At 61.3% G+C, this 23,829-nt stretch carries 21 protein-coding genes; 3 read left to right on the forward strand and 18 right to left on the reverse strand.

Annotated features, from left to right (window positions below):
* Positions 1 to 29 precede the first annotated feature (29 nt).
* On the forward strand, positions 30 to 251 hold the full coding sequence (locus BLW56_RS20290; protein ID WP_143043332.1) for a hypothetical protein: 222 nt from the start codon (positions 30 to 32) through the stop codon (positions 249 to 251).
* Here BLW56_RS20290 and BLW56_RS02550 read toward each other — a convergent pair.
* The 4 genes from BLW56_RS02550 to BLW56_RS02565 form a co-directional block, all read right to left on the reverse strand.
* Positions 248 to 703, reverse strand: coding sequence for a MucR family transcriptional regulator (locus tag BLW56_RS02550; protein ID WP_093509083.1), 456 nt, complete (start codon positions 701 to 703; stop codon positions 248 to 250). The two genes, BLW56_RS20290 and BLW56_RS02550, sit on opposite strands and share 4 nt — an antisense overlap.
* Positions 704 to 863: 160 nt before the next feature.
* Positions 864 to 2,588, reverse strand: a complete 1,725-nt coding sequence (locus BLW56_RS02555; protein ID WP_093509084.1) for a ParB/RepB/Spo0J family partition protein — start codon at positions 2,586 to 2,588, stop codon at positions 864 to 866.
* A gap of 93 nt (positions 2,589 to 2,681) precedes the next feature.
* Positions 2,682 to 3,101, reverse strand: coding sequence for a DUF2958 domain-containing protein (locus tag BLW56_RS02560; protein WP_093509085.1), 420 nt, complete (start codon positions 3,099 to 3,101; stop codon positions 2,682 to 2,684).
* The gene (locus BLW56_RS02565; protein ID WP_093509086.1) at positions 3,098 to 4,090 is read right to left on the reverse strand and encodes an ArdC family protein; all 993 of its coding nucleotides are present in this window, start codon (positions 4,088 to 4,090) and stop codon (positions 3,098 to 3,100) included. The genes BLW56_RS02560 and BLW56_RS02565 overlap by 4 nt, the downstream gene beginning before the upstream one ends.
* Positions 4,091 to 4,478: 388 nt before the next feature.
* On the opposite strand from BLW56_RS02565, the gene BLW56_RS02570 reads away from it, so the two are divergent.
* Positions 4,479 to 4,766: a phytanoyl-CoA dioxygenase family protein gene (locus BLW56_RS02570; RefSeq protein WP_093509087.1), complete on the forward strand. Its 288-nt coding sequence runs from the start codon at positions 4,479 to 4,481 to the stop codon at positions 4,764 to 4,766.
* A gap of 64 nt (positions 4,767 to 4,830) precedes the next feature.
* Here the strand turns inward: BLW56_RS02570 and BLW56_RS02575 are convergent, their stop codons facing one another.
* From BLW56_RS02575 to BLW56_RS02590, 4 genes are all read right to left on the reverse strand, one after another.
* A complete protein-coding gene (locus tag BLW56_RS02575; protein ID WP_177175765.1) occupies positions 4,831 to 7,530 on the reverse strand; it encodes an insulinase family protein in 2,700 nt (899 codons plus the stop codon).
* A gap of 90 nt (positions 7,531 to 7,620) precedes the next feature.
* Positions 7,621 to 11,049: a TonB-dependent receptor gene (locus BLW56_RS02580; RefSeq protein ID WP_093509089.1), complete on the reverse strand. Its 3,429-nt coding sequence runs from the start codon at positions 11,047 to 11,049 to the stop codon at positions 7,621 to 7,623.
* 99 nt (positions 11,050 to 11,148) lie between these two features.
* Positions 11,149 to 12,108, reverse strand: coding sequence for a FecR family protein (locus BLW56_RS02585; RefSeq protein ID WP_093509090.1), 960 nt, complete (start codon positions 12,106 to 12,108; stop codon positions 11,149 to 11,151).
* Between the two features lie 51 nt (positions 12,109 to 12,159).
* Positions 12,160 to 12,711, reverse strand: a complete 552-nt coding sequence (locus BLW56_RS02590) for an RNA polymerase sigma factor (protein ID WP_143043335.1) — start codon at positions 12,709 to 12,711, stop codon at positions 12,160 to 12,162.
* Between the two features lie 166 nt (positions 12,712 to 12,877).
* Here BLW56_RS02590 and BLW56_RS20510 point away from each other — a divergent pair, with 166 nt between their 5' ends.
* Positions 12,878 to 13,051, forward strand: coding sequence for a hypothetical protein (locus BLW56_RS20510; protein WP_177175766.1), 174 nt, complete (start codon positions 12,878 to 12,880; stop codon positions 13,049 to 13,051).
* Position 13,052: 1 nt separating this feature from the next.
* On the opposite strand, the gene BLW56_RS02595 is transcribed toward BLW56_RS20510, so the two are convergent.
* The 10 genes from BLW56_RS02595 to BLW56_RS02640 form a co-directional block, all read right to left on the reverse strand.
* The gene (locus BLW56_RS02595; protein ID WP_093509092.1) at positions 13,053 to 13,682 is read right to left on the reverse strand and encodes an RNA polymerase sigma factor; all 630 of its coding nucleotides are present in this window, start codon (positions 13,680 to 13,682) and stop codon (positions 13,053 to 13,055) included.
* A 489-nt stretch (positions 13,683 to 14,171) separates the two neighbouring features.
* Complete coding sequence (locus tag BLW56_RS02600) at positions 14,172 to 15,017, reverse strand: HNH endonuclease (RefSeq protein ID WP_093509093.1); 846 nt, start codon at positions 15,015 to 15,017, stop codon at positions 14,172 to 14,174.
* Positions 15,017 to 16,648 (reverse strand): AAA family ATPase, encoded by a 1,632-nt coding sequence (locus tag BLW56_RS02605; protein ID WP_093509094.1) that lies wholly within the window; start codon positions 16,646 to 16,648, stop codon positions 15,017 to 15,019. Before BLW56_RS02605 ends, BLW56_RS02600 begins: the two co-directional genes overlap by 1 nt.
* Positions 16,645 to 17,748, reverse strand: coding sequence for a DUF2235 domain-containing protein (locus BLW56_RS02610; protein WP_177175767.1), 1,104 nt, complete (start codon positions 17,746 to 17,748; stop codon positions 16,645 to 16,647). The genes BLW56_RS02605 and BLW56_RS02610 overlap by 4 nt, the downstream gene beginning before the upstream one ends.
* A 9-nt stretch (positions 17,749 to 17,757) precedes the next feature.
* Positions 17,758 to 19,083 carry a hypothetical protein gene (locus BLW56_RS02615; protein WP_218140478.1) on the reverse strand — a complete coding sequence of 442 codons (1,326 nt, stop codon included), beginning with the start codon at positions 19,081 to 19,083 and terminating at the stop codon, positions 17,758 to 17,760.
* The gene (locus BLW56_RS02620) at positions 19,076 to 20,842 is read right to left on the reverse strand and encodes a hypothetical protein (protein ID WP_177175768.1); all 1,767 of its coding nucleotides are present in this window, start codon (positions 20,840 to 20,842) and stop codon (positions 19,076 to 19,078) included. Before BLW56_RS02620 ends, BLW56_RS02615 begins: the two co-directional genes overlap by 8 nt.
* An 89-nt stretch (positions 20,843 to 20,931) precedes the next feature.
* Positions 20,932 to 22,068 (reverse strand): MBL fold metallo-hydrolase, encoded by a 1,137-nt coding sequence (locus BLW56_RS02625; RefSeq protein ID WP_093509097.1) that lies wholly within the window; start codon positions 22,066 to 22,068, stop codon positions 20,932 to 20,934.
* Positions 22,043 to 22,693 carry a hypothetical protein gene (locus BLW56_RS02630; RefSeq protein WP_093509098.1) on the reverse strand — a complete coding sequence of 217 codons (651 nt, stop codon included), beginning with the start codon at positions 22,691 to 22,693 and terminating at the stop codon, positions 22,043 to 22,045. Before BLW56_RS02630 ends, BLW56_RS02625 begins: the two co-directional genes overlap by 26 nt.
* The gene (locus tag BLW56_RS02635; RefSeq protein ID WP_093509099.1) at positions 22,683 to 23,375 is read right to left on the reverse strand and encodes a hypothetical protein; all 693 of its coding nucleotides are present in this window, start codon (positions 23,373 to 23,375) and stop codon (positions 22,683 to 22,685) included. Before BLW56_RS02635 ends, BLW56_RS02630 begins: the two co-directional genes overlap by 11 nt.
* Positions 23,376 to 23,623: 248 nt before the next feature.
* The gene (locus tag BLW56_RS02640; RefSeq protein ID WP_093509100.1) at positions 23,624 to 23,827 is read right to left on the reverse strand and encodes a hypothetical protein; all 204 of its coding nucleotides are present in this window, start codon (positions 23,825 to 23,827) and stop codon (positions 23,624 to 23,626) included.
* Positions 23,828 to 23,829: the final 2 nt, after the last annotated feature.

Raw genomic sequence — 23,829 nt, forward strand, 5'->3', positions numbered from 1 at the left:
CTGAAAACATCCCCCTAGGGCGAGAGACGATGACGATAGCGAGAGAGATCAGGGCGCTGGTACGCCGCCTCGGCGGCACCTCGATCTGCGACAATTGTCTGACCGACCGGCTCCGCCTGTCGGTTCCGAGCCAAGCGAATGCTGTCACGCGGTCGCTCGCCGCCGAGGCCGGTTATGAGCGGCGGCGGGACGTGTGCGGGCAGTGCGGGAAGCTGCGGACGATCGTCCGCAGCTGCTCCGGTACGGACTAGGTCTTGGCGCCACGCTTTGCGGCAGGCTTGGCCGCCGGCTTGCGGCCGCCGCCGCGTCCCTTGGTCCCGAGACCGATTTCCTTGGCGAGCGCGCGGCGCTTTTCGGCATAGTTGGGCGCGACCATCGGGTAATCCTTGGGGAGGTTCCACTTGGCGCGATAGTCGTCGGGGGTCATTCCATAATGCGTCATCAAGTGACGGCGGAGCATCTTCAGTTTTTTGCCGTCCTCGAGACATACGATATAGTCTGGCTTGATCGAAGCGCGCACCGAAACGGCGGGTTTGAGTTCCTCTGGCGGCGCTTCGGCGGGACCGCCAAGTCCTGTGAGCGCGCCATGAACACGGCCGATAAGATCGGGCAGGTCGGCCATCGCAACACTATTGTTCGATACATGCGCCGCAACAATATCGGCGGTCAGCGTCAGCAGCATATCCTGGGTTTCGTCGGCCATCGCGCATCTCCTTCGCGCGCTTCTCTAGAGACAAATCCGGATCGGACCAAATATTATCTGATCCGGAAATGAACCGCGCCGCGCGCCCGCATGGCGGCGCGTGGCGCGGCGATTTTTTTCCAGCCAGTCGAGGGGCGGCGCACCGCGCCGCCCCTCGCCGTCAGGCGGCTTCGCGCTGCGGCTCGGCCTCGACCGGCGCCAGTTCGCGATGCGCGGCGACACTTCCGACCCCGCCGCGCGCCGTATAGGCGGCGGGCGGGAACGCCATCCAGCGCGGCAACCAGTGGGCGATCTTGGCGCGCCCGTTCGTGCCGCCCAGATGGTCGCGAATGATCGCTTTCAACGTCGCGCCCTTCTCCTTGGCGTTGGCGGCGGCGACCTCGGCGCCCGCAACCTCGGCAACGATGGCGGTCAGCACCTCCTTGTCGCGAAGGCCTTCGAACAGCGCGTCGTCGGCGTCCCACCATTTGTCCATCTCGACGCCGATCTGGAGCCCCACCGCCTCGACGATGGCGCTCCCCGCGCTCATCGTCTCGCCGACGACAACCGCGATCACGTCCATGACGGCGCGGTCGGGAAGCTCGACGAGCCGCTGGAAGAGATGCGCAAGCGACAGCTCGCCCCCGCCGGTGACGGCGGGTTCATCGGGCGAGAAGCCGAGCAGGTCGAGCACCGCGCGGCGTTTCTCGTCGAAGACGGTTTCGGCGCGGCAGGTCTCGATGCTCTCGCGCACATCCGCGTCCTTGGCGGTCTGCGGCTCGACATCGACGCGCCAGAGCGGCGACCCTGCGATGGCGTGCGCGACCATGAGCCGGAGCGCGATGCCGGGTTCGCCGGTCAGCGTCGCGCGCACGGCGGCGTGGCGATGAAGATCGACATAGGCCGCGAGGCGCGACGTGAGTTCGGGGCGCGCCGCCTTGGGCGCGGTGTCGATGGCCTCGCCGCGTTCGAGCCGCGCCGCTTCCTTCGCGGTGACATAGCCGATGTGAAAGCTCACCTCGCCCGTGTCGCGCACATCGATATAGACGCGCCCGCCCTTACGCTTGGGTGCCTTGCGATAGTCCCAAGCCGAGAAATATTCGCCGCGCGGGACGATGACCACGTCGGACCAGCCCTCGTCGAGAAAGGCCTCGCGCCGCGTATCGATTTCGGCGTTCTGCAGCGTCCAGAAGGCGTCGCTGTCGGCAAAATAGCGGTCGCTTCCGAACAGGTCGGCAACGATCGCGAGGCCGCTTGCCTCGACATAGAACAGTGCCCGCTCGACCGCGATTTCGTCGCCGCCGAGCAGCCATGCCTTGAGCTGGTTGCCCTGCGGACAATAGGCGTCGGGATCGTCGAACAGGGCGAGCCAGGCGCGCTGCTGGCCCTTGGTCGCAAGCGTCAGCTGCTGCACCGTCGCATAGCGGATTTCGTCTCTTTGGTAGAGGCTGCGGATGCGCGGAAGCAAATTGCCGAGCGCGAGGATGCGCTTCACGCCGAGTTCGGGCAGCCCGAAGGTTTCGGCGATGTCGGCGATGCTGCGGCCTTCGCGCACCAGCCGCGCGAAGCTTTCCCACTGCACGACTTCATGGGCGTCGCGGCGCGCGACATTCTCGATCAGCGAGGCTTCGAGCGCGGCGGCATCGTCGCCTTCTTCGAGGATCGCGCAGGGGAGCGGATCGGCCTCGCCGCGCTCCCCGGCAACGATGGTCGCGGCGGTGAAGCGCCGCGCGCCCGCGACGATTTCGAAGCCATCCGCGCCCGCCGGGCGCACGATCAGCGGGACGAGGACGCCGCGCGCGCGGACGGTCGGCAGGATATCGGCGACATCGGGCGCCTTCTTGCCGTGGCGCATATTGGTCTTGCTGACGATCAGCTTGCCAAGGTCGATAAAGTCGAGTTTCATGTGTCTACCTTTCTTCAGGGAAGGTGCCGGTCCGTCGGAATTTCGCGATTGGGACGGACCGGCTTCGAGTTCAGCGGCGAACGGCCGCCAGCGTCATCCATCCAGCGATGGAAGGTCGTCGTTCGCCGCATTGGCCATGCGGCGAAGCAGGGTTTCGGCGGCGATGATCGACCCCGCGCGGCGCGCGAGGATCGCCCATTTCGAGAGCGGCGCGCGCCCGGTGAAAGCGAGGTCGCGCTCGATGCCGAGACCGAAGGGAAGCCGCACCGAGGCGAGTTCCGAAAGGCTGAACGAACCGAGTTCGGGGCAGCCGAAGCCAAGGTCGGCGAGGCCGAACAATGTGTCGCCGTCTTCGCCGAGTTCGGTCGCGAGCCATGTCGCGGCGCCGACCGGATTGAAAAATTTGACGAGCGGGACGAAGTCGGGCTCGTCTGCCCCTGCCATGACGGCGGCGCGGCGGGCTTCGTCATTGGCGCGAAGCGCGGTGCAAATTTCAAGGGTCAGGAGGATCATGCCGCCAGCCTCCCGGCTTGCGCCCCCTTCTCGGAGGCTCCCTCCGGCGCCTCCATCCGGGCAAGCAACCAGTCGGCGGCCTTGCTCGCAAGGCTGGCGGCGCGGAAGATGGCGCGATTATCTTCGCGGAGCACCTCCAGCCACGAGCCGATATAGTCGGCATGACGCACGGTCGGCTCGATCCCGAGCGAGGCGCAAAGGAAGGCGCTGCCCATTTCGGCGACCAGTTCCTCGCGCGCATAATCTTTCGAGCCGAACGGGTTCAGGAGCTTGCGATCCAGCCGCGAGGCGTGGCCGGTCGCATGGGTCAGTTCATGCAGCGCGGTGCGATAGAAATTGATCTGCTCGAAGAAAGCGGGCTGCGGAGGCACCTGCACATAATCGTGGGCGGGCACATAAAAGGCCTTGTCGCCGCCGACCCGAAATTCGACGCCCGATTCGGCGATCACCGCCTCGGCGACTGGGACGATTTCGCGCTCGGGCAGCGGGGCCGGATCGATCCCGATCCCGACGCGAAGCCCTTCACACTGCGCGACATTGAAGACGGTAAAGCTTTTGAGGAACGGCACCGCCCGAGCCGCATCGCCATCCTGCGCCGCCCGCTCGGCCTCGCCCTTCGGAATGAAGCGATCAGCGTAGACGACACTCGTCCCGCGCTCGCCCTTGCGAACATTGCCGCCCGCCTCCAGCGCCTGCCGGAAGGTCAGCCACCCCTGCGAGGGATACCCCGCCTCGATGACCGCGCCCCACAGGATCAGGATATTGACGCCAGAGTAGTTCCGTCCCGTCACGGCATTGCGCGGCAGCGCGGCCGATGCGCCGCCGCCCGCCCCATGCGCGGCTTTCCACGGCTGCACCCAAGGCAAGCGCCCGGCTTCCAGTTCGGCGATGATCTTGTTCGTGACCGCATCATAGAGCGATGCGCGCGGCGCGTTCGTTGCTTCTGGACGGCGGCTCGGCCTTGCACGGCGTTTCGGTTGGACAGACATATTTCCTCCATTCCCGCCCCAAATCCCACAGGCCTCCCGGCGGAGCGGGGATGGGCGGCGAGATGCGACCTGCCGGGCGCGGCCATCGAGGCGGGCGGAACCGAAGGCCGCAGCGAAGCGGAGGAGCCGGCAAAGCCGACTTGCAGCCCGCCGGGCAGCGCCCAGAGGGGAGCGCCGGCCAGCAACGCGACTGTCGGAAGGCCGAACGAACACGCCGCCGCGCGGGGCGCGGCGTCACCTTAAGGGGTGTGGCGGGGTGTCCCCGCAGATGTGGTAGGTCGAGACCCGTGGGAACCATGGGGCCGAGCCTCAGGGGAAGACTTTCCTCTCATAGTGCCGAACGCTATTCCCAGAGGTCCATGCCCAAAAGAGTGGCGACCGGGCGGTGATGGGCCTTGTCCTTTTACCAGCCTGCGACCGACTGAACCTCAACCTCACACAGGTGATCGAGATAAGTCCTGGCGCGCCCGCGCAGGTGCCACACCGCGATCAGGACCTCTGGCCCGGCGCCAAGGGCTCGTTCAAATATCTTGTCAATATGATGTGGCCGCTCGTGCCGTTCACAGAAGAAAATGGCGGCACATGTCTCTGGCCCGGCAGCCACCGCGACGCGGGCATCACCGAAGCAGCCCCCTTAATCGCACCAAGCCTTAAGATGGGCGATGCGTTGATCTAGCTCGGCTCGACACTGCATGGCGCCGGTGCGAACCGCAGCGAACATCCGCTCGTGGGAATGATCGTCAGCTATCCTCGTTATTTTTCTGAACGACATAGACCGGCTGACCAAAGATTTTTTTTGCCAGCCCCAAGAGGTCATCCTTGACAATGGCATCCAAAATTTTGCGCTGATCGCTCGCATCACACGTTCCAAGGGAGTGATTAACCAATAACGACTTCATGCATCGGAATTGCTCTCCCGTGTTTGAAAGTGACGAAATCTTACTTCTGACAATAGCTGTCGCATCGTCTATTTCTGATTCTTCAATGACTCCCAAAGCAAGAGATGAAAAAATCCCATTAGCTTCTTTTTTGGCCTTTTCGAATTGCTTCACATCGGCATCGAAATTTGCTGAAATACGCGCCTTGCCTATCCCATCTCTTCTCCCGATGTCGGAAACGCTTCCGCCGGCAGACTGATAATAGCTGATCGAAAGATCGGTTCTCAAACGCTGGCTGAAGCGAGCCCGAGCGATTTCACCCAATATCGCAACGATCATCCGGTTCTTCATATTATCCGCGACATCGCTCTGAAAAAGAAAACGACGTGTTGCAGAAAGGTTCGGACCTGTAGGAACAAAATCGCACGCCTGCGCTATACTCGGGTCCGTCTGGGGTCGTTGAACCGCCGGCTGACGTGACACCTTTAAATCGCCGAAGTAACTTCGGATCAAGGTCTCGACTTCATCTGTAGGTAGATTACCAACAACGAGGATCGAACTCGCCTGCACGGAAGTAACATATCTTTTCAAAGCGACGACGTCCTGCGGACCGGCTGAGCGCCCTAGAAAGCTTTCGCAGCGGCGATCACCTCGATCTTCACCGTTAACATCCGCAAACAGGATTTCGTCTTTCGGTCTCCTTGACGTTAATATTGCCCGGATGAACTGAAACGCGGCTTCTGCATTTTCTCTCGCAACCATGACATCAAGTGCAGCATAGCCCTCCCCAATAATAGCGCTGGCCTGAAAGTTCCTATCCCGCGAGAATTGCTCGCTTGCCCATCGATCGGCACCAACAGGATGGAAATTTATGTCCGCGTATAAATTTCGCCGATGAGGAGATACGGAAAGAGATTGCCCCGGCCCAGTTGAAAAATCGAAGACGGCCAGGCGAACGGTCGGCGCCTGTCCGCCCTCTGATGATCGCACGAAAATAATTCTTGGTCCCCCGTGGATCTCAAATATTTCCGCGGCGCCATCTGCCTGTCTTGCAATACTGCGAACCTTCGCCGCTGGCACCGGCTCGGCAATGCTCGCAACATATGGAATTTTTCCAAGCGCTGGGGCTTCCCGCGGTAGCCCGACACGCAAAATGCCTTCAGCGCTTCGTAAGTCTTCTGCATCGCCTGAGCTTGCCGCCAGATAGAGCGCGCTTTCAGGCCCAAGGATTTCTCCCACGCGGTCATTAACGTCAGAAAGACTAACCGAAGTGAGTGCCGCAATTTTATTGTCATTCGACGCCATAGGCCGGAAGGATCGGCCTTCGGAAAAATCACTGGCGTATTCTGTCGAAAGGCTCGCCGACTCACTAACGACAAGCGTCGCATAAAGCCGAGCCTTTTGCCGGGCTCGTTCGAACTCATTGGCACCGAAACCATAAAGGCGGAGCTGCGCCAGCGCGGTTATAGTTGCTTCCAAATCCTTGATAGCCGCGTCAGAAGACGTTGCATCGATGTTAGCGACAACACCCGCAGCGTGATAATTCAGATCGTACTCAATGGGATCATAATATGTAATGCTGGATTTAGTCGCACCGCTGTAGTTCAGATAGCTGCTACGGTTCAACATCGCCTCTTTTATGATGGCCGTGATCGCCCATGATCGAAGAGAATCTGAATCGATTTCACCGACATCCGGGATAAGATTTACAAGTTGCCACTGCGGAGTTGGGGCGATGTTCGGGTCGATATTTAAAACCCTTGGATGATCGGAAAAATGCAACGGGAAATCAGGTTCGACGAGGTGAACCAGAGGCTTTGGCAATGATCCAAATCGCTTTTCGATTTCCACTCGTGTTCGATTCACGTCGACCGCTCCCGCGACGATCAGCATCATGCGATCAGGACGATACCAACGATTATGGAAAGCTCTGACGTCTTCGGGTCGACCGTTTATTGTCCGTTCCCGCGAAGCCAAAACCCTTTCGAAATATTGACTGCCAAAAATCTGCCGAGCTACTTCGCGGTTTCGGTTGGTCACTTCGTTGGGCAGACCACTCATTTCTCGGAGGACTGGATTTCGTTCAGCAGCAATCGTTTCATCGGTCAGACGAACCGATGCCATTCGGTAAATCTCATCGATTGCGCGATCCAGATCTTCTGGATTTTTCGATTGAAATCGCAATGTGTAATGCGCGTGAGTGGACGATGTTTGAGCTGTGAAGCTTGGTGAAGCGCGTTCAAGAAACCGCAGCGTATCTCGCCTAGTCACACCTTCCGGAGGCGCTGCGACGGCGTGCTCTACCCAATGAGCGAAGCCGGCCTCATTCACATCCTCCGAGTTCGTTCCCGCACGAACGACCAATTTAATTGTAACTTCTTGACCGTCGCCCTTCGTCCGCTCGACGACATATTGAAACCCGTTGGCGAGTAGCCCAACACGTCTTTCATTAGAGATCTCCTGCGCCGTATCCCCTTCAGCCTTTCGAGCATCTTTGTACGCTACTGCGGCCTGCAAAGGTGTGAGTGCGGACAGAAGCATCGCTAGAAAGAAGCGCTTCATCATAATCTCCAACGGGTGTTTTCGGAATCGGTCCTCAGGAAATGCGCTAAGGAGAGAGGGAGAGGGACTCCCTCTCTCCGTTATCTCGCATCAGAAACTGACCGTCATTCCGGCACGCAACGTCCGACCTCCGGTGTAACCCTCAGCGTAGCGATAGCCAGCGTCGGGACCAAATTGGTTTGAAAAGGACACCTTGGCATAACCTGTGCCATGCAGCAGATCAGCACCTTCGAGAAACAAGCGCAGGTCGGACCCGAGCAATTTGGTTTCAAACTGGACTCGCGCATCCAGAGTTGAAATCGCATTCGTGAAATCACCTCGGGCAACTCCAGCGCCTGTCTGACGACCCTGCCATGTGTAAGTCAAATTGGCGTCAAGCCTTCCCTTAGTGTATCGCGCAGATACAGTACCCGAAAATTTCGGATTACTTGGGTATCGGAGATCATCTATTACTACACTATTTGTCGGAGAAAGAGCATAAAAGAATGTAGAAGTAATTCTACTTTTTGTATACACTGCGTTAGCATATATACGAAAATCTTTCAACGCCTCACCAAGGAAATCAAGGCGGCGCTCCACCGAAGCCTCTAGCCCCCATATCCATGATTTATATTTTGAATTTTCAGGTTTTTCGAATCTCACATAGATATTTGGATCGTCATATCGAGGATCATTCGGCAAAATATCTGACAGAACTTCTTCACTTACTATGAAAGGATTTGAAAAAATCGAATTTTTCGTCGGCTTATAAAACGCCCCAATTTTTACCGCACCAACGTTATCGAAATACCATTCAAGAGATATATCAAAATTTTGGGTGGTAGCAGATTTAAGATCCGGATTTCCCTGAACAACCAGAAGATATGGCTGATTTCCATTCGGGCCATATATTGGTTGCTGAAGTAGAGTAGATTGTATCTGACTATTCAGTAAATCTATTCTTGGGCGAGCGATTGATGTGTAATATCCAAAGCGCGCTACAACATTCTCCATGGGCCGGAAATTTATCATTAGGCGTGGAAGGATATTGGTCGTCGAGGCGCTCAGCGTCTCGAGCCTACGGTTTGCTTCCGTAAACGCAATATCTTCGATGCCAGACTCGTCAAATATGTCTGCGCCGTACAAACTGGTTGAAGAGGTATTGAAGCGCTCAAGACGAAATCCGCCGATAACATCGAATTTTCCTAGTTGCATGGCCGACTGCAGATAGGCCGCTAGGTTTTGCTCACTCGTCCCGTCCTCAAGCGTCCGTGGATCAATGATCGATGACCTTTTGTTGAGTCCGGTTGCACTGCCACCTTGGTACAACTTCAGGAAGTGCGCCTTTGCACTGGCAACATCCAGTTGACGAAAATTACCATACCGTGGATTAACCTCACCGTCATCGAGTTCAATTCCAAGACTTGAAAGTGGGACAAATCCAATCCAACGTGTTGATTCCAAAGTATCGAAAGAATTGGAAGAATCCTCGTAAAATGCGCCGACCTGAATGTATTGCAGCGCACTCCCATCGAATTCGCGCTTGACGTCGCCTGCGATCATCACTCGCTCATTCTTGCCGGCAGAAGCATTGAACTGAGTCGCAAAATGGTTAATAGATTGAAAATTATTTAAAAGGTTAAAGCCTTCTTCAGTGAGGCCCGGCCCGTCGACGGCATTGAGCGAAGCTGGTGCAAACGCCGAGACGATCCTGCCGGCAATCCGATTACCCGAGATGGTGGGCAATAGCATGTCAGGAGAAAAAGATAATGACAGCGATTGATTGCTGATACCCGCGGCGTAAGGAATCTTTCTTTCACCCTTTGTATATCCCCCACGATATTTTATCTGCCAAGAATCGACATTGGTTTCACCCTTGAAATTGAGGACTAATGTTTCGGATGAACGCTTAGAGAAGCCAACCGACCGGGCGACACTGCCAGTAAGGCGTCCGTCGGCGCCTTGCCATACAGCAGCATACCGCTGCTCGCCGTTGAGCTCGTCAACCGGCAACAGTTCATAGCCGGAATTTGTTACGAAAATTCCGTTTGTGCCTGCCGTATCTGTTTTCGCTCTACTATAGAATAAATCGAGATTTAGCAGCGTGTGTGACCCGATATCCCACGCGGCTGCGGCATTCAGAGAGAGATTTTTGATCCTATTCTCGCTGCTACCCACACCCAAAGTGCTCGCGTAGAAGGTAGTCGCCGAGGCATCATACGGCTGCGTCCGCCTAGGATCGATGAAATCGAAAGATTGGGCAGGCTCGTTATTGTCGTCGCGTAGAGGCAAATACTCAAGGAGAACGCTGGACGGGCTAACTGAATAGCTACGAAGCGTTTTGTCACGATATTGCGCCGAGACGCTGATGCCGAAATTTTTGTCGGCCCCAAAGCGCACTGATGCGGTCCCTGACATCGATGTATCTTCAACGAACTCCTTGCCCGAACGCGCGTGATCAAGGGAAACACTGACGTAGGTCGGCGGACGATCAAGCGGCGTTTTTGTCTCGATTTCCACGAGGCCGCCGGTTCCCGAGCCATCTTGGCTCGGAAGCAGCGTCTTGTTGATCGTGATCTTGGATACCGAGTCGGCGAGAATATTGTCTAAAGAAGGCGAACGCCCCAAGCCGCCACCCTCGGGGAGACGCACGCCGTTGAAGGTTACCGTGTTAAAATCCGGAGCGAGTCCACGGACAATGACATTGGCGCCCTCACCCGTATCGCCGTTCGGGATGAAGGCTACCCCTGACGCACGCCGAAGGGCATCGGAAATTGTTGTGCCGTCAAACTGACCCGTCAAGTCATCGGAAATGATCGTCGACGTATTTTCGCGCGCGCGCTCCTGATTGAGCGCCTGAGCCCGTGCCGACACTTGGCCGATGACCACGATCTCGGTCGTCGCGCCCGATCCCAGATAGATATCAGTCCGATTGGCAAGCCCACCTACAACCGACACGGTTTCCGTCTGCTCTGGGAAGCCCAAGTAGGTAATCCGCAGCGTCACCTCGCCGGTCGGCAGCCGCGCAAAGCGGAAGTCTCCGAGATCGCCCGTCGCCGTACTCTCGCCGGTTTCCACTACCTCGATCCGCGCGCCCTTGAGAGCAGCCCCTGTCCTGTAATCACGTACCGAGCCGACGAGTACACCCTGCCCTTGCCCGGCTCGCACCTGCTGCGCGCCACCGTTAGCGGCGCCGGAAGCGTTTCCCGCTTGCGTCACCCGTACCGCATTTGCGGACGTGAAGGTAAACTGGAGGCCCGACCCCGCGAGCAAGCGCTCAAGCGCTTCGCGAGCCGTCATGTCCCCCGACACCGGTTTGCTCATTCGCCCTTTTGTCATAGTGGTGGGTGCCGCGATCGAGATGCGTGCTTGGCGTCCAAGTTGGAGAAGCGCCTTGCTGAGCTGCTGTTCAGGAATATCGAAACGCTGCGTTGCGCCCTGCGCATATGCAGCCGGCGTTGTCGTTGCCACAGCGACAGCCGCCGTGCTGATTGCCGCCGCCAGACGCAAACGCCCACTTTTAAAGCCCGCTTTCCTCATCTCTTACCCCCCATTATTGTGTGGTCTGGTAGGAGTGACGTCTGACCCGCGCGCCCTACGTGGCCGCCCGAAACATTTTTGTAAGAAATTTGCCGCAGCTCATTCGGAGAGAGTTTCCTGATCGCGACCTTTGTTCACCTTGAGACCCAGAAGATCCGCCAGAGTTGCGAGCGCGCGCTCACGATCTTCCACCTGAAGCCGGATAGTCACTCGCTGATCTCCAAGCTTCGGATCGGCAAGTTTGACCTGCCGCGGAAAGAAGAGGTTGAGGTCTTCAACAACGCGCGAGATTGGGGCGTCCTCGTAATCGAGCGTGCGCGTGCGCCATTCGGCAATGCCTTCCGACGGGATAGCAGCGGCCAAGATCGGCGTCGATGGCGGAAGCGCGGCCGCGTTACCCAACGAGACGCGCTTACCAGCCGTGATCCGAGCGATCTCCTGCCCCTCACGTGGGCCTGACAGAGCCTTGATCGCAACGATTCCTTCAATAACCGCGACGTCAAGCAGCCCTTCACGATTTCGGACATTGAACGCCGTACCGACGGCGCGCACCTCATAATCTTCGGTCCGCACAAGGAAGGGCCGAGATTTGTCCTTGCGGACAAAAAAGACGGCTTCGCCCTCGCCCAGATCAACGATCCGCTCATGATGCTTATCGGCAAAGGCGAGCCTTGTAGCGACATTCGCTGTGATGACACTGCCATCTGGCATGGTCGTCGTGCGCTGCTCGCCCACAGCCGTCGCAATCTGGGTAGCGGTCGGCTCTGTACCAGGCCAAGCGAGGTAGATCGTGCCAGCACCGAGCATCAGAGCGACGCTGGCAGCGACCGGCAACCAACGCCTGGAAGCCCGCGCCGGGCTCCGCTGCGGTTTGACGGCTTCGGGATTAAGCGCGGCAAGCTCTCCCCATAGCTCGTGCATTGAGTTCAGTGCGGCCTGATTGACCGGGCTCTGACGCCATTCGTCATAGTCAGTGCGCTCCTCGACCGTCATTGGTCCACGACGAAGGGCAGCGAACCAATTCGCAGCTTCTTCCCTTACGTCGTCGTTGAACTTCATGATGCGTAAAAACTCCTTGGAACTGATTGACGCTCGAACACCGTGCTCCCCCTAGTCGCCATCGGGATCATTTTGGTCCAGTTCGGAAGATATGCGTTTCAGGGCGGTCGCCAGATGTCCCTCGGCAGTCCGCGAGCTGATGCCAAGTCGCTTGGCGATCTCCCCGTAACTCAGGCTTTCGAAGCGGTGAAGGAATAGCACCTCGCGCTGGCGGTCCGGAAGCCGTTCGATAATTGCCATCGTTCTGGCCAGACGATCAGAGGCAATGACCGAGCGCTCCGGGTCAGGGCTCGCGTCGATCGCCACAACGTCAAGATCGGACGTTTCCGAGATGATCGTCGAGCGAAATGCGCGGCGGCGGAGGCGATCGATAACGGTGTTGCGGGTGACTGCCATGACGAAGGCCGCGGCCGATTTAAGGGGACGCGATTGTTCGGCTTCCACGGATTTCATGAAAGCGTCCTGGACCACATCCTCGGCGTCCTCGTCGCCCCCTTTTCGGGCGAGCGACTGCACGAGCTTCCGCTTGTCGCGGTAAACGCCCTCAAGCGAATCGTCGCCGGATTTCGCTCTACTCCCCATGGTGTCATGATGGCGAAACAAAGAGTCGCGTCAACGCCGGCGACAACGCCCGCAAACAAAATACTCATTTGATTAGACATTTTCCGCCCCACCCACAAATCGCGCCCAATAGAAATCAAAATGGAGCGAAAGTCGGGCGCGTAGGACGTCACAGCGAGACGTCAGTTGCGAGGAGATCGCAGCAATAATGGTGGTTCACGCCAGACTTGGCCTTTGCTCAGAATTTCATCGATCGATCGCGTGGTGCGGCCTCAGCCTCGACAGCGACGCCGTGCGCAAGCCCGGTGAGCGCGGCGAATATGTCCCGGAAGCTGAAGGGATCGCGATCGCCAGCGCATTTGCCCCGAAGTTCAGCCGTTGACCTATGCTAGCTCAGCCAAAACCTCATCATTCCAGTCCGGCTCGCACGCCCGTCTCATGTCGGCCAACGCGCGCGACAACTCATTTCGTATTGTGGTCTCACCGACGCCAAATCGCTCCGCTACAGCGCTGCCGGAAACTTGCTCGTGCTGGCGAAGGTGGACAATTGCACGCCGGCGTTCGGGCATCGCGGCGATGGCGGCATCAATACGAGCGAGCGAGAGCCGCGCGTCAACGCTTCGCTCTGTCGCAACGGTTTCGTCAGCGATGTTGAACGCAGTCATGTCCCCATGATAGCCGATATCAACGATCTGAAGCCGACGCCCAATCGAATGGATGACCGAGCGTGCTACCGCGAACAGATAGTGCCTGGGATTTTTGATATGGGTTACGCTCTCAATGGCGAGCATCGATAAATAACATTGCTGGACGATGTCGTCGCTATCGTGGGCATGTCCCCGATGGCCCAGGAATCGGCGCAGGTCCGACTCGTGCGGCGTGACCTCGCGAAGCAACCATCGGCTGCGTTCGCCACGGCCATTTGAGGCCTGACCTCGACGGCATTTGCCGTCATGGCGATCCTCCACTGCGTACAAATCGCACGCATCGATCGAGCTTTCCGCAAAGTCCATCGCCTACCTCCCACGGGAAGAGACGTTTGGGTCGGACAGACTCCGGGCTGCCCCGGAATTTTTATGCATCGGCGGCCGCCAAGGGTCCCGTTTCCCTCGAAGCGACACTCAAATCGCCGGTGACGGGAAGCCGGGATCATGCCAGCGAACATATGCCGAAGAAAGGGCGGCGGTAGCCGCCCCCTCCCATCGTCACACCGCTTCGCGCTGCGGTTCGGCTTGGCCTCCAGCGCAGCCAGGCGGGCATAAGCGCTGACCGGGCCGACGCCGCCGCGCTCCGCAAAGACAGAGAGAAGCGAGGCCGGCTTGCAGCGCGCCGGCCACCGCCACGACGGCGGGAAGGCCCGACGATGACGTCGCTGCGCAGCAGCGGCCTTCCGGGGGGCGTTGCGGGGGCCAGGCCCCCGCAGAAGGGGTATGGCGAGACCCCCGGGGGCTCGCCGTCAGGGGAAGGCCTTCCCCTTCAGGACCGGCGTGAAGCCCTTCGGCCTAACGCGGCAGATGGCTGCGATAACCGCCGCCGCAGAAGGAGGCATCGTTCGCGAGCGCGCGAAGCATGATCGCCTGCCAGAAACCGACGCGATGCTGACGCTCGACCCGCTTGGCGCTGCGCTCGAGATAGGCACGGACGAGTTCGGGCGAGGCCGGGGTGCCCGCGGGGTCTTCCAGCTCGTCCTCGAACCGGCAGGCGAGCTCGCTCAACAGCTCGGTGATCTCGGCAGCGAGCGATGCGTCCATGTCGATCTGGCCGAACTGGTTCTTCATACGCAGGGCCAGTAAGGGATCGGTAACCGCGCCGCCGGTGAAGGCGAAGCGAAGCAGGTAGCTGCCGTTCGACCGGTGGGTCGCGGCATCGAGGAAAGCGACCTCGGGGATGCGATCCAGATAAGGGTGAAGAAAGGAGGTCTCGACCGTGGCACCGACCTTCGCAAGCTTGCTCTTGTTGCACGGCCCGCAGATCGCGGCGAGATTTATCGGAAAGACCGAATATTCCGCATATTCGGACTTGGGCAGATGATGGTCGAGTTCGACGGGACGGGTCCCCCCGCAGCTCGGACAGCGATTGCCGGCGACCGCGAGGAGCGCGGTCCGCAGCCATTCGAGGGGCTTGTCCTTATAGGTTGCCTTGTAGGCGCTCCGGAGCCAGTCTCCCTGCGCTCCTGCGAAGGCGGTCGACGCTTTGAGCCGGCAGGCGAGACCCCGCTTTTTGACGTAGAGAAGATAAAGGCGGCCAAGCTTGCGCATCTCGGCCTGCGAGAGTTTGTCGCCGAGCGTATCGCGGAGGATCGCGACGGGGCACCCCGCCTTCTCGATGGGATAGGTCAGCGAGTGCATCAGTCGCGCGCCTTGCCGCCGCCCTGCCCGTTTTTGCGCGCGAGCGCCGCGATCACATGCGCAAGCGCCTGACCCGAGAGGTCGGCGCCGAGAAAGGCCTCGACCTCTTCGACCGTCTCCGAACGCTTCACGAGACTGTCGAGGACGTCCCTATAATCGCCTGCGGTCGGATGATAGCCGAACACCTCGCGGGTCAGCGCGCCGACATTCTCGCCATAGGTTTCGATCTGCGGCGGCATGGCGATCGTCGGCTCGCGCCCCGACAGGATCAGGACCTGCGCCGCCAGCGCCTCCTGCACGACGACGGGTGAATGGGTCGCGACGATCGCATAGGCGTTCAGCCGCCCGAGCAGCCGCCGGATGGAGGACATGAGCGCCGCGAGCAGCGGCGGATGGAGATGGGTTTCGGGTTCGTCGATCAGCGCGAGGCCGTGCCGCTGCAGATTGGCGGTCAGCCCGGCAAGCTGGTGGAGTATGATCTTGTGCCCGCTCGACAGGCGGGCGAAGAGCGCCTTCGGATCCTCGCCCAGCAATCCTGCGAGGCGCATCTCGGAAAGTTCGTCGGCGGTGAGTTCGTCTTCCTTGTCGATCGGCGGCACGCCCACGTAGCGCATGAAGGATTGCTCGCGCAGCACCGGATCGAGGCTCCGGGCGAACAGCGGCATGCGATTGCGCTCGCGGATGCGCATGATATTTTCGGCAAAGGCGTCGGCCAGTTCCTCCTGGGTCACGAGACGCGGCGCCGCCATGCCGTCCGAGCCGAGCAGGCTGAGGTCGCGCAATCCGAGATAGATATATCGCCCGCGGCCCTCGCTATATTGCTGCTCGACCTCGGCCTCGGTCTCGGCATGGAGCCGTGGCGGTTCGAAACTGTCGAAGGGACTGTAGGAGACGGCGACGATGTTCGGGAAGGCGACGGGTTCGAGGATCATCCCGTCGACGGCGACATCGGTCCGCTCGGCCGGCGGCGCATAGGCGACGCGCGCGATCCGCGCGAGCAGGCTCGTCTTGCCGACGCCATTGGCCCCCACGAGCACCATGGCGCGGCGCGAAGGCCGCTGCAGCCCCTGCCCCGCGGCCACGGTTCCGACATCGAAATCGAAGACGAGCGGCGGATCGCCGGCCTGCGGCACGAAGGAGAAAGTGAAGTGGCGATCATCGGGCGGGCGGCCGCCCGCGCCGAACATCCGGTCGATTTCGTCGTAAAATTCCTCGGGGCGGACCTTCGAACGATAGAGCGACACCCGCAGGCCCTTTTCGGTCTCGAAGGCCCTGCGCAGATCCGGACTCGCTGTCAGGTCGTTGAGCGCCGGGCGCACCGACGAAGCGATGCCTAGGTCGAGCAGCCGCAGATAATAGTCGACATTGTTGCCGAGCGAGACATAGTCGTCTCCGAGCTGCCCGCCCGGCTGCTCGCCGTCGAAGAGCGGCGAACGCCCTTCTTCCTGACCGGCGCGCAAGATGCGAACCGACCCGATCTCCTCGACGCGGTCGCCCGTCTTGTACCAGAGGTCGAACAGGGTCTGGAAACCGAAATCGTTCCAATCGTCGCGAAGGAGAATGAGCGCTTCGTCCGCATCGACGCCATGCGGCCGGCGCACACCGCTCTGGACGAACAGCCTCGGGCTCATGGGTTGGGCTTCTCCGGCAGCGGCCAATCCAGTTTGACCGCATCGCTGGGAAGCCGGTCGGCATAACCCGCAATTTCCCAGGCGACGGGATGGACGAGCGGCGCCGCGAGCATGGATCTGCGCCGTCCCCGGTTCTGGCGGCGGGTGCGCTGGCCCGTCCTGTTGTCCCAGTGCCATTTTTCGGCATATTCGAACGGCCGCCAGCGAAGCGTCAGCGACTCGTGCCGCATCGCGCCGGGCGTCGGCTGGGATCCTGCTCCGCCCGAGCGCCAGAGAAGTTCGTCGAGCCGCGGGCGGTCGATGACGAGGCCGGCGCCGGCGGCTTCGGTGGCCATCCACTCGAGCGCATATTTCGAGAGGCCGCTTTCCTCCTCGGGATGCCCGCCGCCGACATCGCAATGATCGCCCGGGAACCAGAGCTGCGACACACTCTGCCCTGGCGAGGCCTGAAAGAGGTTGGTCCGGAAAAAGGCGCGACGTTCGTCGATCGCGACCGCGTGGCGGAAGATGGCGATATCCTCATTGACTCGCGTGAACGGGAGCGCAACGGGAGAGCCGACCCAGCCCACCGACGACACCGTATCCCATACGCCGACAAAATGCGGCCGGCAGGGAAGCGCGAGGCTGCGCTTGAAGCGTCGGGCCTGGTCGTAGCGCTCCTTGCGGATGTCATGATCGTCGCCGCGCAGGCTCCAGAGCATGCGGACAAGATAGGGAACCATCGCCTCGTTCCCCGGCATCGCCACGCCATAGAGGCGAAGGAGCGACGCGAGTGCACGCGCCGTATAGGCTCCGCGGCTGAACCCGAAGAGGTAGAGATGGTCGCCGGGGCGCCAGTGGTTCATGATGAACTTATAGGCCTCGGCGAGGTCGTCCTTGATGCCGTAGCCGAAGGCGAGCCCGGCTCCGCGCGCCGCCGCATTGCCGAGCGGCAGCGGATAGCCTGGCGCCGCCATGGTCCCGAGCCCGGGGTTATAGAAGATATGCTGGCGTGCCGGGTCCTTCAGCATCGCATAGGTCAGCTTTGCGACATTGGTGAGGTCCTTCGCCCATTCGTTCGAGGTGCCGTCGAGGCAAAGCACGATATTGCGTTCGGTCACAATCTATCCTCACACGGAAATACGGGTCAGATGATAGAGGTCGCCGGGGCCGAGTGCCTCGGTCGACTGGAGGTTCGACTGCCCCTCGAGTTCGGCGACGAGCGAGGCGCGCGGCACCTCGGTGCGATCCGCGGAATGGCCGTGGACGTCGGCCATCGTCGACATCAAAGTCCGGAGCCGCTCCGGATCATCATCCTGCGACGTCTTGCGCGCGAATTTCGCCCAGAGCGATTTGGGCGTGGCATTGAGACTGCCATGATGGCCGACCTTGTAGAGATCGACCTCGGCGAGGAGCGCCCGAACCCCCGCCATCTTGACGTCCTCGAGCGCAAAACGCCAGTTCTCGCCCTGCGCGTCTCCGGGAAAAAGCAGGAGCTTGCTGCCGATCCGGAAGAGGAGAATGAGGCTCGTGTTGTTCATCGCCTTGTCGAGCGTGCGCACGATGCTCAGCATCTGCCGCCCGCGCATCTCGCGAAGGCGCCGCACGAACCAGCGCGTATCGACCGGAAACTCGCCGGCCTTGCGCGCCACGACATGCGCGGGAAAGAGCGGCTCGACCTTGCCTCCCCCGACCCCCGGCACGGCGGCGGCGGCATGGGCTGCAAGATGCCAATATTCGCCGGGGTCGCGCGCCCGCTGCTTGCGAACGCGCGCATCCTGTTCGACGGTCGGGGGGCCGAGCACATGAACCTCGGCGCCGAGGAAGTCCGACAGGCCGGTGGGCTTGTCCGCGTGCAGATATTCGGCCTGGCCCGCGCGTCCCATGGCGATGAGATTCTCGACCGCCGAGCGGTTCGAGATATTGTCGTCGCCGATGAAGTCGATCTGTTCCTTGAGACGCTGGCCGATGCTGCGCATATATTGATGGTTGCGCCGCGCTTCGGCGACATAGCTTTCCGCGACGCCCTGCATGGCGGCGAGCGAGCGGACCGCGCCCATCATGTGCCGCGTCCCGGGTTCTGCGGCGAGCGCCGCCGGTCCCTCGGCGTCGACCGCGAGATCGGGATCCTCGGTCCATGGCTGGACGACAAGAGCGGGCGTGAGCGCAGCGATCACGGCGCCGGGCCCGCCGGTGCGCGTCGTGGCAAATCCCGCGATATGGTCCTTGTGGCGGTGGGTCGCGACGACGGCGAGGCGATCTTCGCCGACCCGTTCCCGGATATTCTCGGCGACCCGCAGGAGATGATCCTTTCCCGCGCCCGGCGGCAGCTTGGTCGAGCCGAAGTCGATCAGGACGTGGCGATCGCGGCCGGACCGGTAGCGGACGCTCATCAGGAAGCAGTCGCCGAACCCCATCTGGTAGGAGCGGATTTGAACCTCGATCGGATCAGGCACGGCTCAGTCCCTTCTCTTTGAGCTCGACGGGGCTTTCATGCGCCGATCGCATCATCGCGCGGGTCGCGTGCATGGCGGCAAAGCGCCCCCTCGCCTCTTCGGCGACGTCGAGCAGGCCGCGATCCCAAAGGTGGCGGATGCGCCTTGCCTGCCAGTCGCGCTCGGCAGCGGTGCGGGTCAGATGGTGCGCGATCTGATATTTGACCTGGCCATATTCATCGAAGATGATCGTCCCGCCCGCCAGGATCGTGATCGCCTTCCAGTGCGGAATATCGGACGGAACCGGGATCTGGTAGTCGGCGCTGAGCTCGCCCGCGGTCGCGGTGAGACGCTGCACATATTCGACGATCGTCTCGCGCAGCATGAAACCGTCGGGTGCGATGCGAAAGCTCGGGCGAACCGACTGAACCTCGATATAGCCGACACGGCCGATATCGAGCGGCACCCGGTTTTCCCAGATGAAGCGGAACACCTCCTCGCGATCGCGAAGCATCGAATCGAAATGGGTCTGGCTGTGCACGAAGCGGCGATCGCAGCGCAGCCAGGTCCCGTCGTCGCTCGCATCGCCCGATGGCCGGATGCCATAGGCGCGAAAATTCTCGAGCAGCGCGGCGCGATATCCGTGCCGGTCGTCCGGAACCACTTCGCGGTCGACGGTAAGCAGCGCCGAGAGATAATCGCCAAAACTGAGATCGACCGGCGGACAATAATCGATCGCGCGAATGGCCATCGTCAAAAGATGATCGGCCGCGCGCGCGCCTTCCTCCACGACGATCCGCAAATCCTTCTTGCCGTCGTGAACCGGGCCGATGCGCGACAGCCGCTCGATCCAGATCGAGAGAAAGGCGCCGAGCATCGCGGCGACGATCAGTTCGCCGCGGCTATGTTCTTCCTGGAACTCGGGATCGCCAAGATAATCCCGGCCTTTCTCGAGCGTGATCGATCGCCGGAGCGCCTGCCCGCGCAGACCCGTGAGCGCGCTTCCCATCTGCTTGGCGAGTCCGAACAGCGCCGACTCCTTGAGGGCGTCCTCGGTCAGCCATTCGGGATCGATGAGATTGGTATCGCTTCGGCCGGCGAGCAGCCGCCCGATTGTCTCGGGAAGCGAGAAGACCGAGAGCAGCGCGACGACGTCGGCGAAGCCCTCGTGGAAAGCGGCCTGGTCGGGAAGCGAAGGCTCCATGAAGCCCGCGCGCAGGCCGTCGAGAACGGCATGGGTCGTCTCATGGGCGACGATGTCGTGCGAGAGGCAGGTATAGACGGTTTCGCGTCCGCCATCCTCGGCGGCGGCCGTGAAATAACCGAAGAAGAGCCCGCGGTCCTCGCGCGAATAAAATGCATTGGCGTCGGCAAAGGCGTGCGGCGCGATGTGGAGCTGATGGCCCGCGCTGCCCCAGGGGATGCGGCGCCCGAGCGCGAACTCGAAGCGGGCAAGGATGCGCATTGCGATCGCATAGGCATTTTGTGCATGAAAGCCGGGATTGCCGATGAGCTCATCGTCGCTTGCGAAAAGGAAGGGATCGTCTTCCTCGACGAGCGCGGAGGCGAGATCGAGAGGGGCGTAGAGCATGTTGGCGGTGGCGTCATAGTCGATGACGCTCACCCTGTAGCCGGTCGGCCCGGGCAGCAGTTCCTCGGTCGGGATTTCGATACGCGCGCGCACGAGCGCACCATCGACCCTTACCGCCGGATCCTGCGCCAATATCGTGAGCCGCCGCACTGCCTTGAGGCTGTGCCGCCTTTCCTGTGCCGTGACCATCGAGCCCCCCTCCCGCCGATCCTAGGAGTATAAATGCTTATGGCAATCGCGCAGAGATATCGTCTCCGGATCGGAGTGAGACGGAGAGGCTAGCGGACGCGGGCGAGCGGCGCCGCCTCACCGAACGTCTCGACCGTCCAGGGCGCGCCGCTTCCCGCCTTCTTCCGTGCGCGCACCAGGCCCATCGCCGGCTTTATCGTCGTAAAGCGCTTGGCGACGAGCTCGACGGTCTTCTGCACCATCCGGTCGAGCGGTGGCGGCGCCAGCGCCTTGAGATTCGCGCTCGCATAGGCGTGCGGCGTATAGGCCGAGATACGCGTGACGTCGCTGGCGGCAGGCAGGCTGACATTGCCGTTGCGGAACGGCGCGACGAGCGCGACCGGCTCGGGCGCGAGCATGTCGCTCCAGACACCCGGATGCTCGCCCGTGTGCGAGCCATGATGCGGCACCTTGAAGAGGCCCGCGCGGGCCTGCGGGCGGCCCGTCGAGGCGAGGACGGCGCTCCAGCCGGTCAGCGGATCCTGTTCCTCCTCGAGGTCTCCGCCGAGCAGGATCGCGTCGTCGCCGATCGACAGATGCACCGCGACCGACAGGTCGTTACGAAGGCGCCTGGTTGCCACCCTCCGCGTTTCGCCCTCGCTGGGCATCTGCGCCGCCGCCCAGAGGAGAAAATTGTCGGTCTCATAATCGCAGGGTGCGAGCGTCCAGATCTCGACCGGTTCGCCATGCGACATCGGAAGGCTCGATGGATCGTAAATGCGGCGGTCGGCCGTCGCGGTGAGGATCGACGTGCGTTCGGTCGTTTTCAGCACCGTCAGCAATCTGCGGATTTCCCGCACGCCGGCACGGACGCACTGCGTCAGGGGCGCATCGTGAGTCGCGACATAGGCGGCGAAATCCTTGTCGATAAAGGCCTTCGACATGGCGATCCGCGCATTGGCGCAGTGGGTCGCGAGATCGGCCATCCCGCGGATATGGTCGTCGTCCCAGTGCGACACGACGATGAGGAAGACCGAGGCGGGATCGACGCCGATGTCCGAGAAATAGCGCAGCGCGGCGGGCGCGGGATCGTCGCCGTGCGTGCAGCTGTCGATCGCGATCCACTGCCCGTCGCCGATATGGACGAGGGCCGTCTCGCCGAAGCCGGGACCGATGATGGTGACTTCGATCTCGTCGGGGTCCGGCGGCCGGTTATAGTCTTCAGTCGGCGGTAAAAGCGGCAGCAAGTGCCTCACCTTCGCTGCGCGCCGCGGCGAGATCCTCCGAATACCAGGCCGGAAGGCGCCGGAAGGTGATCGAGGAGACACGCTCCATGCGACCATGATTGAAGCGGCGGTAGCCGATCATCCACTGGAAGATGCCGCCCGGACGCAAGAGATCGCGATCGTTGGCGCTCACTTCGCGCAGGTCGAAGGTGACCTCGCGCAAATCCGCCTTGCTGTCGAGAAGGTCGTGAAGGCGCGCGGTGAACTCGCCCGCTTTCTCGTCGACGTCGATCACGGCGCCTTCCCAGGATTGCAGCACGTCGAGTTTCGACGAGACGTCGAGCTGCTCGAGACGCGCGCGCTCGAGGGGCGGCATCGGGAGAAGGACAGGATCGAAAATCCGCATGCCGTCCGACTGAACCTCGTCGTGCGGCAAGTCCGCCGGCACCGCGAGTGCGGCGAGCGGCGCGTCGCCATAGAGACGAAATACCTCTTCATACTGGACGACGAAGTTGCGCCGCGGGGCTTTCTCCCCCGCCGGCACGGGAAGATAGAGAAGCTCGTCGAAGTCGAGCCAGTCGATGCCGCGATCGGGCGCGCTCAATGGCGCCAGCGCGGTATTTTCCCGCAGGCTTTCAGACAGCATCGGCGAGGTCCCGCATCTGGTGGACGAGGGCGCGCGAATGATCCATCACCCGGTCCCACAGATCGTTCACGAGATGATAGGCCTCGGCACCGCTTTGCGGATGCGCCGCGTCGCCGAGGCGGAAATGATTGTTCACATTGATGAGGCCGTGCAGCGCCTGGTCCTGGATTTCGAAAGACACGCGCGTGTAGCTCCAGCGGTCGTCGCCGCCGCCGCCGCCGCGGCGCTCCATGACGACGGAGCGCAGTCCCCCGCGCCGTTCGGCGCCATCGTCGTGCGGCACGAAATCGCCCCAGGGCTCCTTGGGCGCGAGCCGGTCGCCGAGACGATGCCAGCTCGCCTCGTCATTGCCGACGAGCATCTCGTTGTAATTGATGCCGATGGCGTGAACCGGCGTATGGCGCAGCACGGCGAAGCAGGTTGCCGGAAAATCCTTGGCGCGCACGAAGGGCTCGTCGCCGACGACGAGCATGAAGCGCTGTTCCTCGACGAGAAGCTTCATCGACCCGAGCTTGATCGACGTGACCGTCGGCGACATGATTTCGATGCCGTCCTGGCTGGCTTCCTTCGCCTCGACCGGTCCGATGACATTGTTCGCGGCGAGCCAGTCGGGCGAGAAGATCAGCGGATTGAATCGTCCGAGCAGTACCGTCGAAACGTTTCTGTCGCGAAGTTCGGCCACGAAATATTCCCCAATCCGGCGCGGGCGTGCCGCAAAGCTTGCAGGATTGCAAGTTATGCGTCGAACGCCGGGACCGTTTTGAACCAAGATTGTTACGAATTTGGGCCTGACCGTGCCGATTTCAACCGGACCGACCCTATCGTATCGCCCTGTCCGATCGGCCGCGGCGCTGCCGCGGCGGCGGCGCACGCCGGCCTGCGGCACCCTACCCCGCCAGCGATAGTCGTCCGAACGGGCCTTGGCGCGGGTCAAACCGCGCGCACCCGTTTGGCCCAATTGGCCTGCGAGCGATAGCGCACGAACTCGACCTTCTGACCGACCGGCGGCCACGAGCCTTCGGGCGTGAACGCGGGCGGATTGAAATATATCTCGGCGCCGCCGGAAACGGGCGCGATCGTGCCGAAAACGATATTCGCGGTGACTTTGCCGCTCTCCCAGACAAATTGCGCCATGG

Source organism: Sphingopyxis sp. YR583 (assembly GCF_900108295.1).
Classification (GTDB): Bacteria; Pseudomonadota; Alphaproteobacteria; order Sphingomonadales; family Sphingomonadaceae; genus Sphingopyxis.

Excerpts from the sequence above, each read along its gene's own strand:
- BLW56_RS20290 (WP_143043332.1), top strand. The coding sequence starts at position 30 with ATGACGATAGCGAGAGAGATCAGGGCGCTGGTACGCCGCCTCGGCGGC.
- BLW56_RS02550 (WP_093509083.1), bottom strand. The coding sequence starts at position 703 with ATGGCCGACGAAACCCAGGATATGCTGCTGACGCTGACCGCCGATATT.
- BLW56_RS02555 (WP_093509084.1), bottom strand. The coding sequence starts at position 2,588 with ATGAAACTCGACTTTATCGACCTTGGCAAGCTGATCGTCAGCAAGACC.
- BLW56_RS02560 (WP_093509085.1), bottom strand. The coding sequence starts at position 3,101 with ATGATCCTCCTGACCCTTGAAATTTGCACCGCGCTTCGCGCCAATGAC.
- BLW56_RS02565 (WP_093509086.1), bottom strand. The coding sequence starts at position 4,090 with ATGTCTGTCCAACCGAAACGCCGTGCAAGGCCGAGCCGCCGTCCAGAA.
- BLW56_RS02570 (WP_093509087.1), top strand. The coding sequence starts at position 4,479 with ATGGGCCTTGTCCTTTTACCAGCCTGCGACCGACTGAACCTCAACCTC.
- BLW56_RS02575 (WP_177175765.1), bottom strand. The coding sequence starts at position 7,530 with ATGAAGCGCTTCTTTCTAGCGATGCTTCTGTCCGCACTCACACCTTTG.
- BLW56_RS02580 (WP_093509089.1), bottom strand. The coding sequence starts at position 11,049 with ATGAGGAAAGCGGGCTTTAAAAGTGGGCGTTTGCGTCTGGCGGCGGCA.
- BLW56_RS02585 (WP_093509090.1), bottom strand. The coding sequence starts at position 12,108 with ATGAAGTTCAACGACGACGTAAGGGAAGAAGCTGCGAATTGGTTCGCT.
- BLW56_RS20510 (WP_177175766.1), top strand. The coding sequence starts at position 12,878 with ATGGTGGTTCACGCCAGACTTGGCCTTTGCTCAGAATTTCATCGATCG.
- BLW56_RS02595 (WP_093509092.1), bottom strand. The coding sequence starts at position 13,682 with ATGGACTTTGCGGAAAGCTCGATCGATGCGTGCGATTTGTACGCAGTG.
- BLW56_RS02600 (WP_093509093.1), bottom strand. The coding sequence starts at position 15,017 with ATGCACTCGCTGACCTATCCCATCGAGAAGGCGGGGTGCCCCGTCGCG.
- BLW56_RS02605 (WP_093509094.1), bottom strand. The coding sequence starts at position 16,648 with ATGAGCCCGAGGCTGTTCGTCCAGAGCGGTGTGCGCCGGCCGCATGGC.
- BLW56_RS02620 (WP_177175768.1), bottom strand. The coding sequence starts at position 20,842 with ATGGTCACGGCACAGGAAAGGCGGCACAGCCTCAAGGCAGTGCGGCGG.
- BLW56_RS02630 (WP_093509098.1), bottom strand. The coding sequence starts at position 22,693 with ATGCTGTCTGAAAGCCTGCGGGAAAATACCGCGCTGGCGCCATTGAGC.
- BLW56_RS02640 (WP_093509100.1), bottom strand. The coding sequence starts at position 23,827 with ATGGCGCAATTTGTCTGGGAGAGCGGCAAAGTCACCGCGAATATCGTT.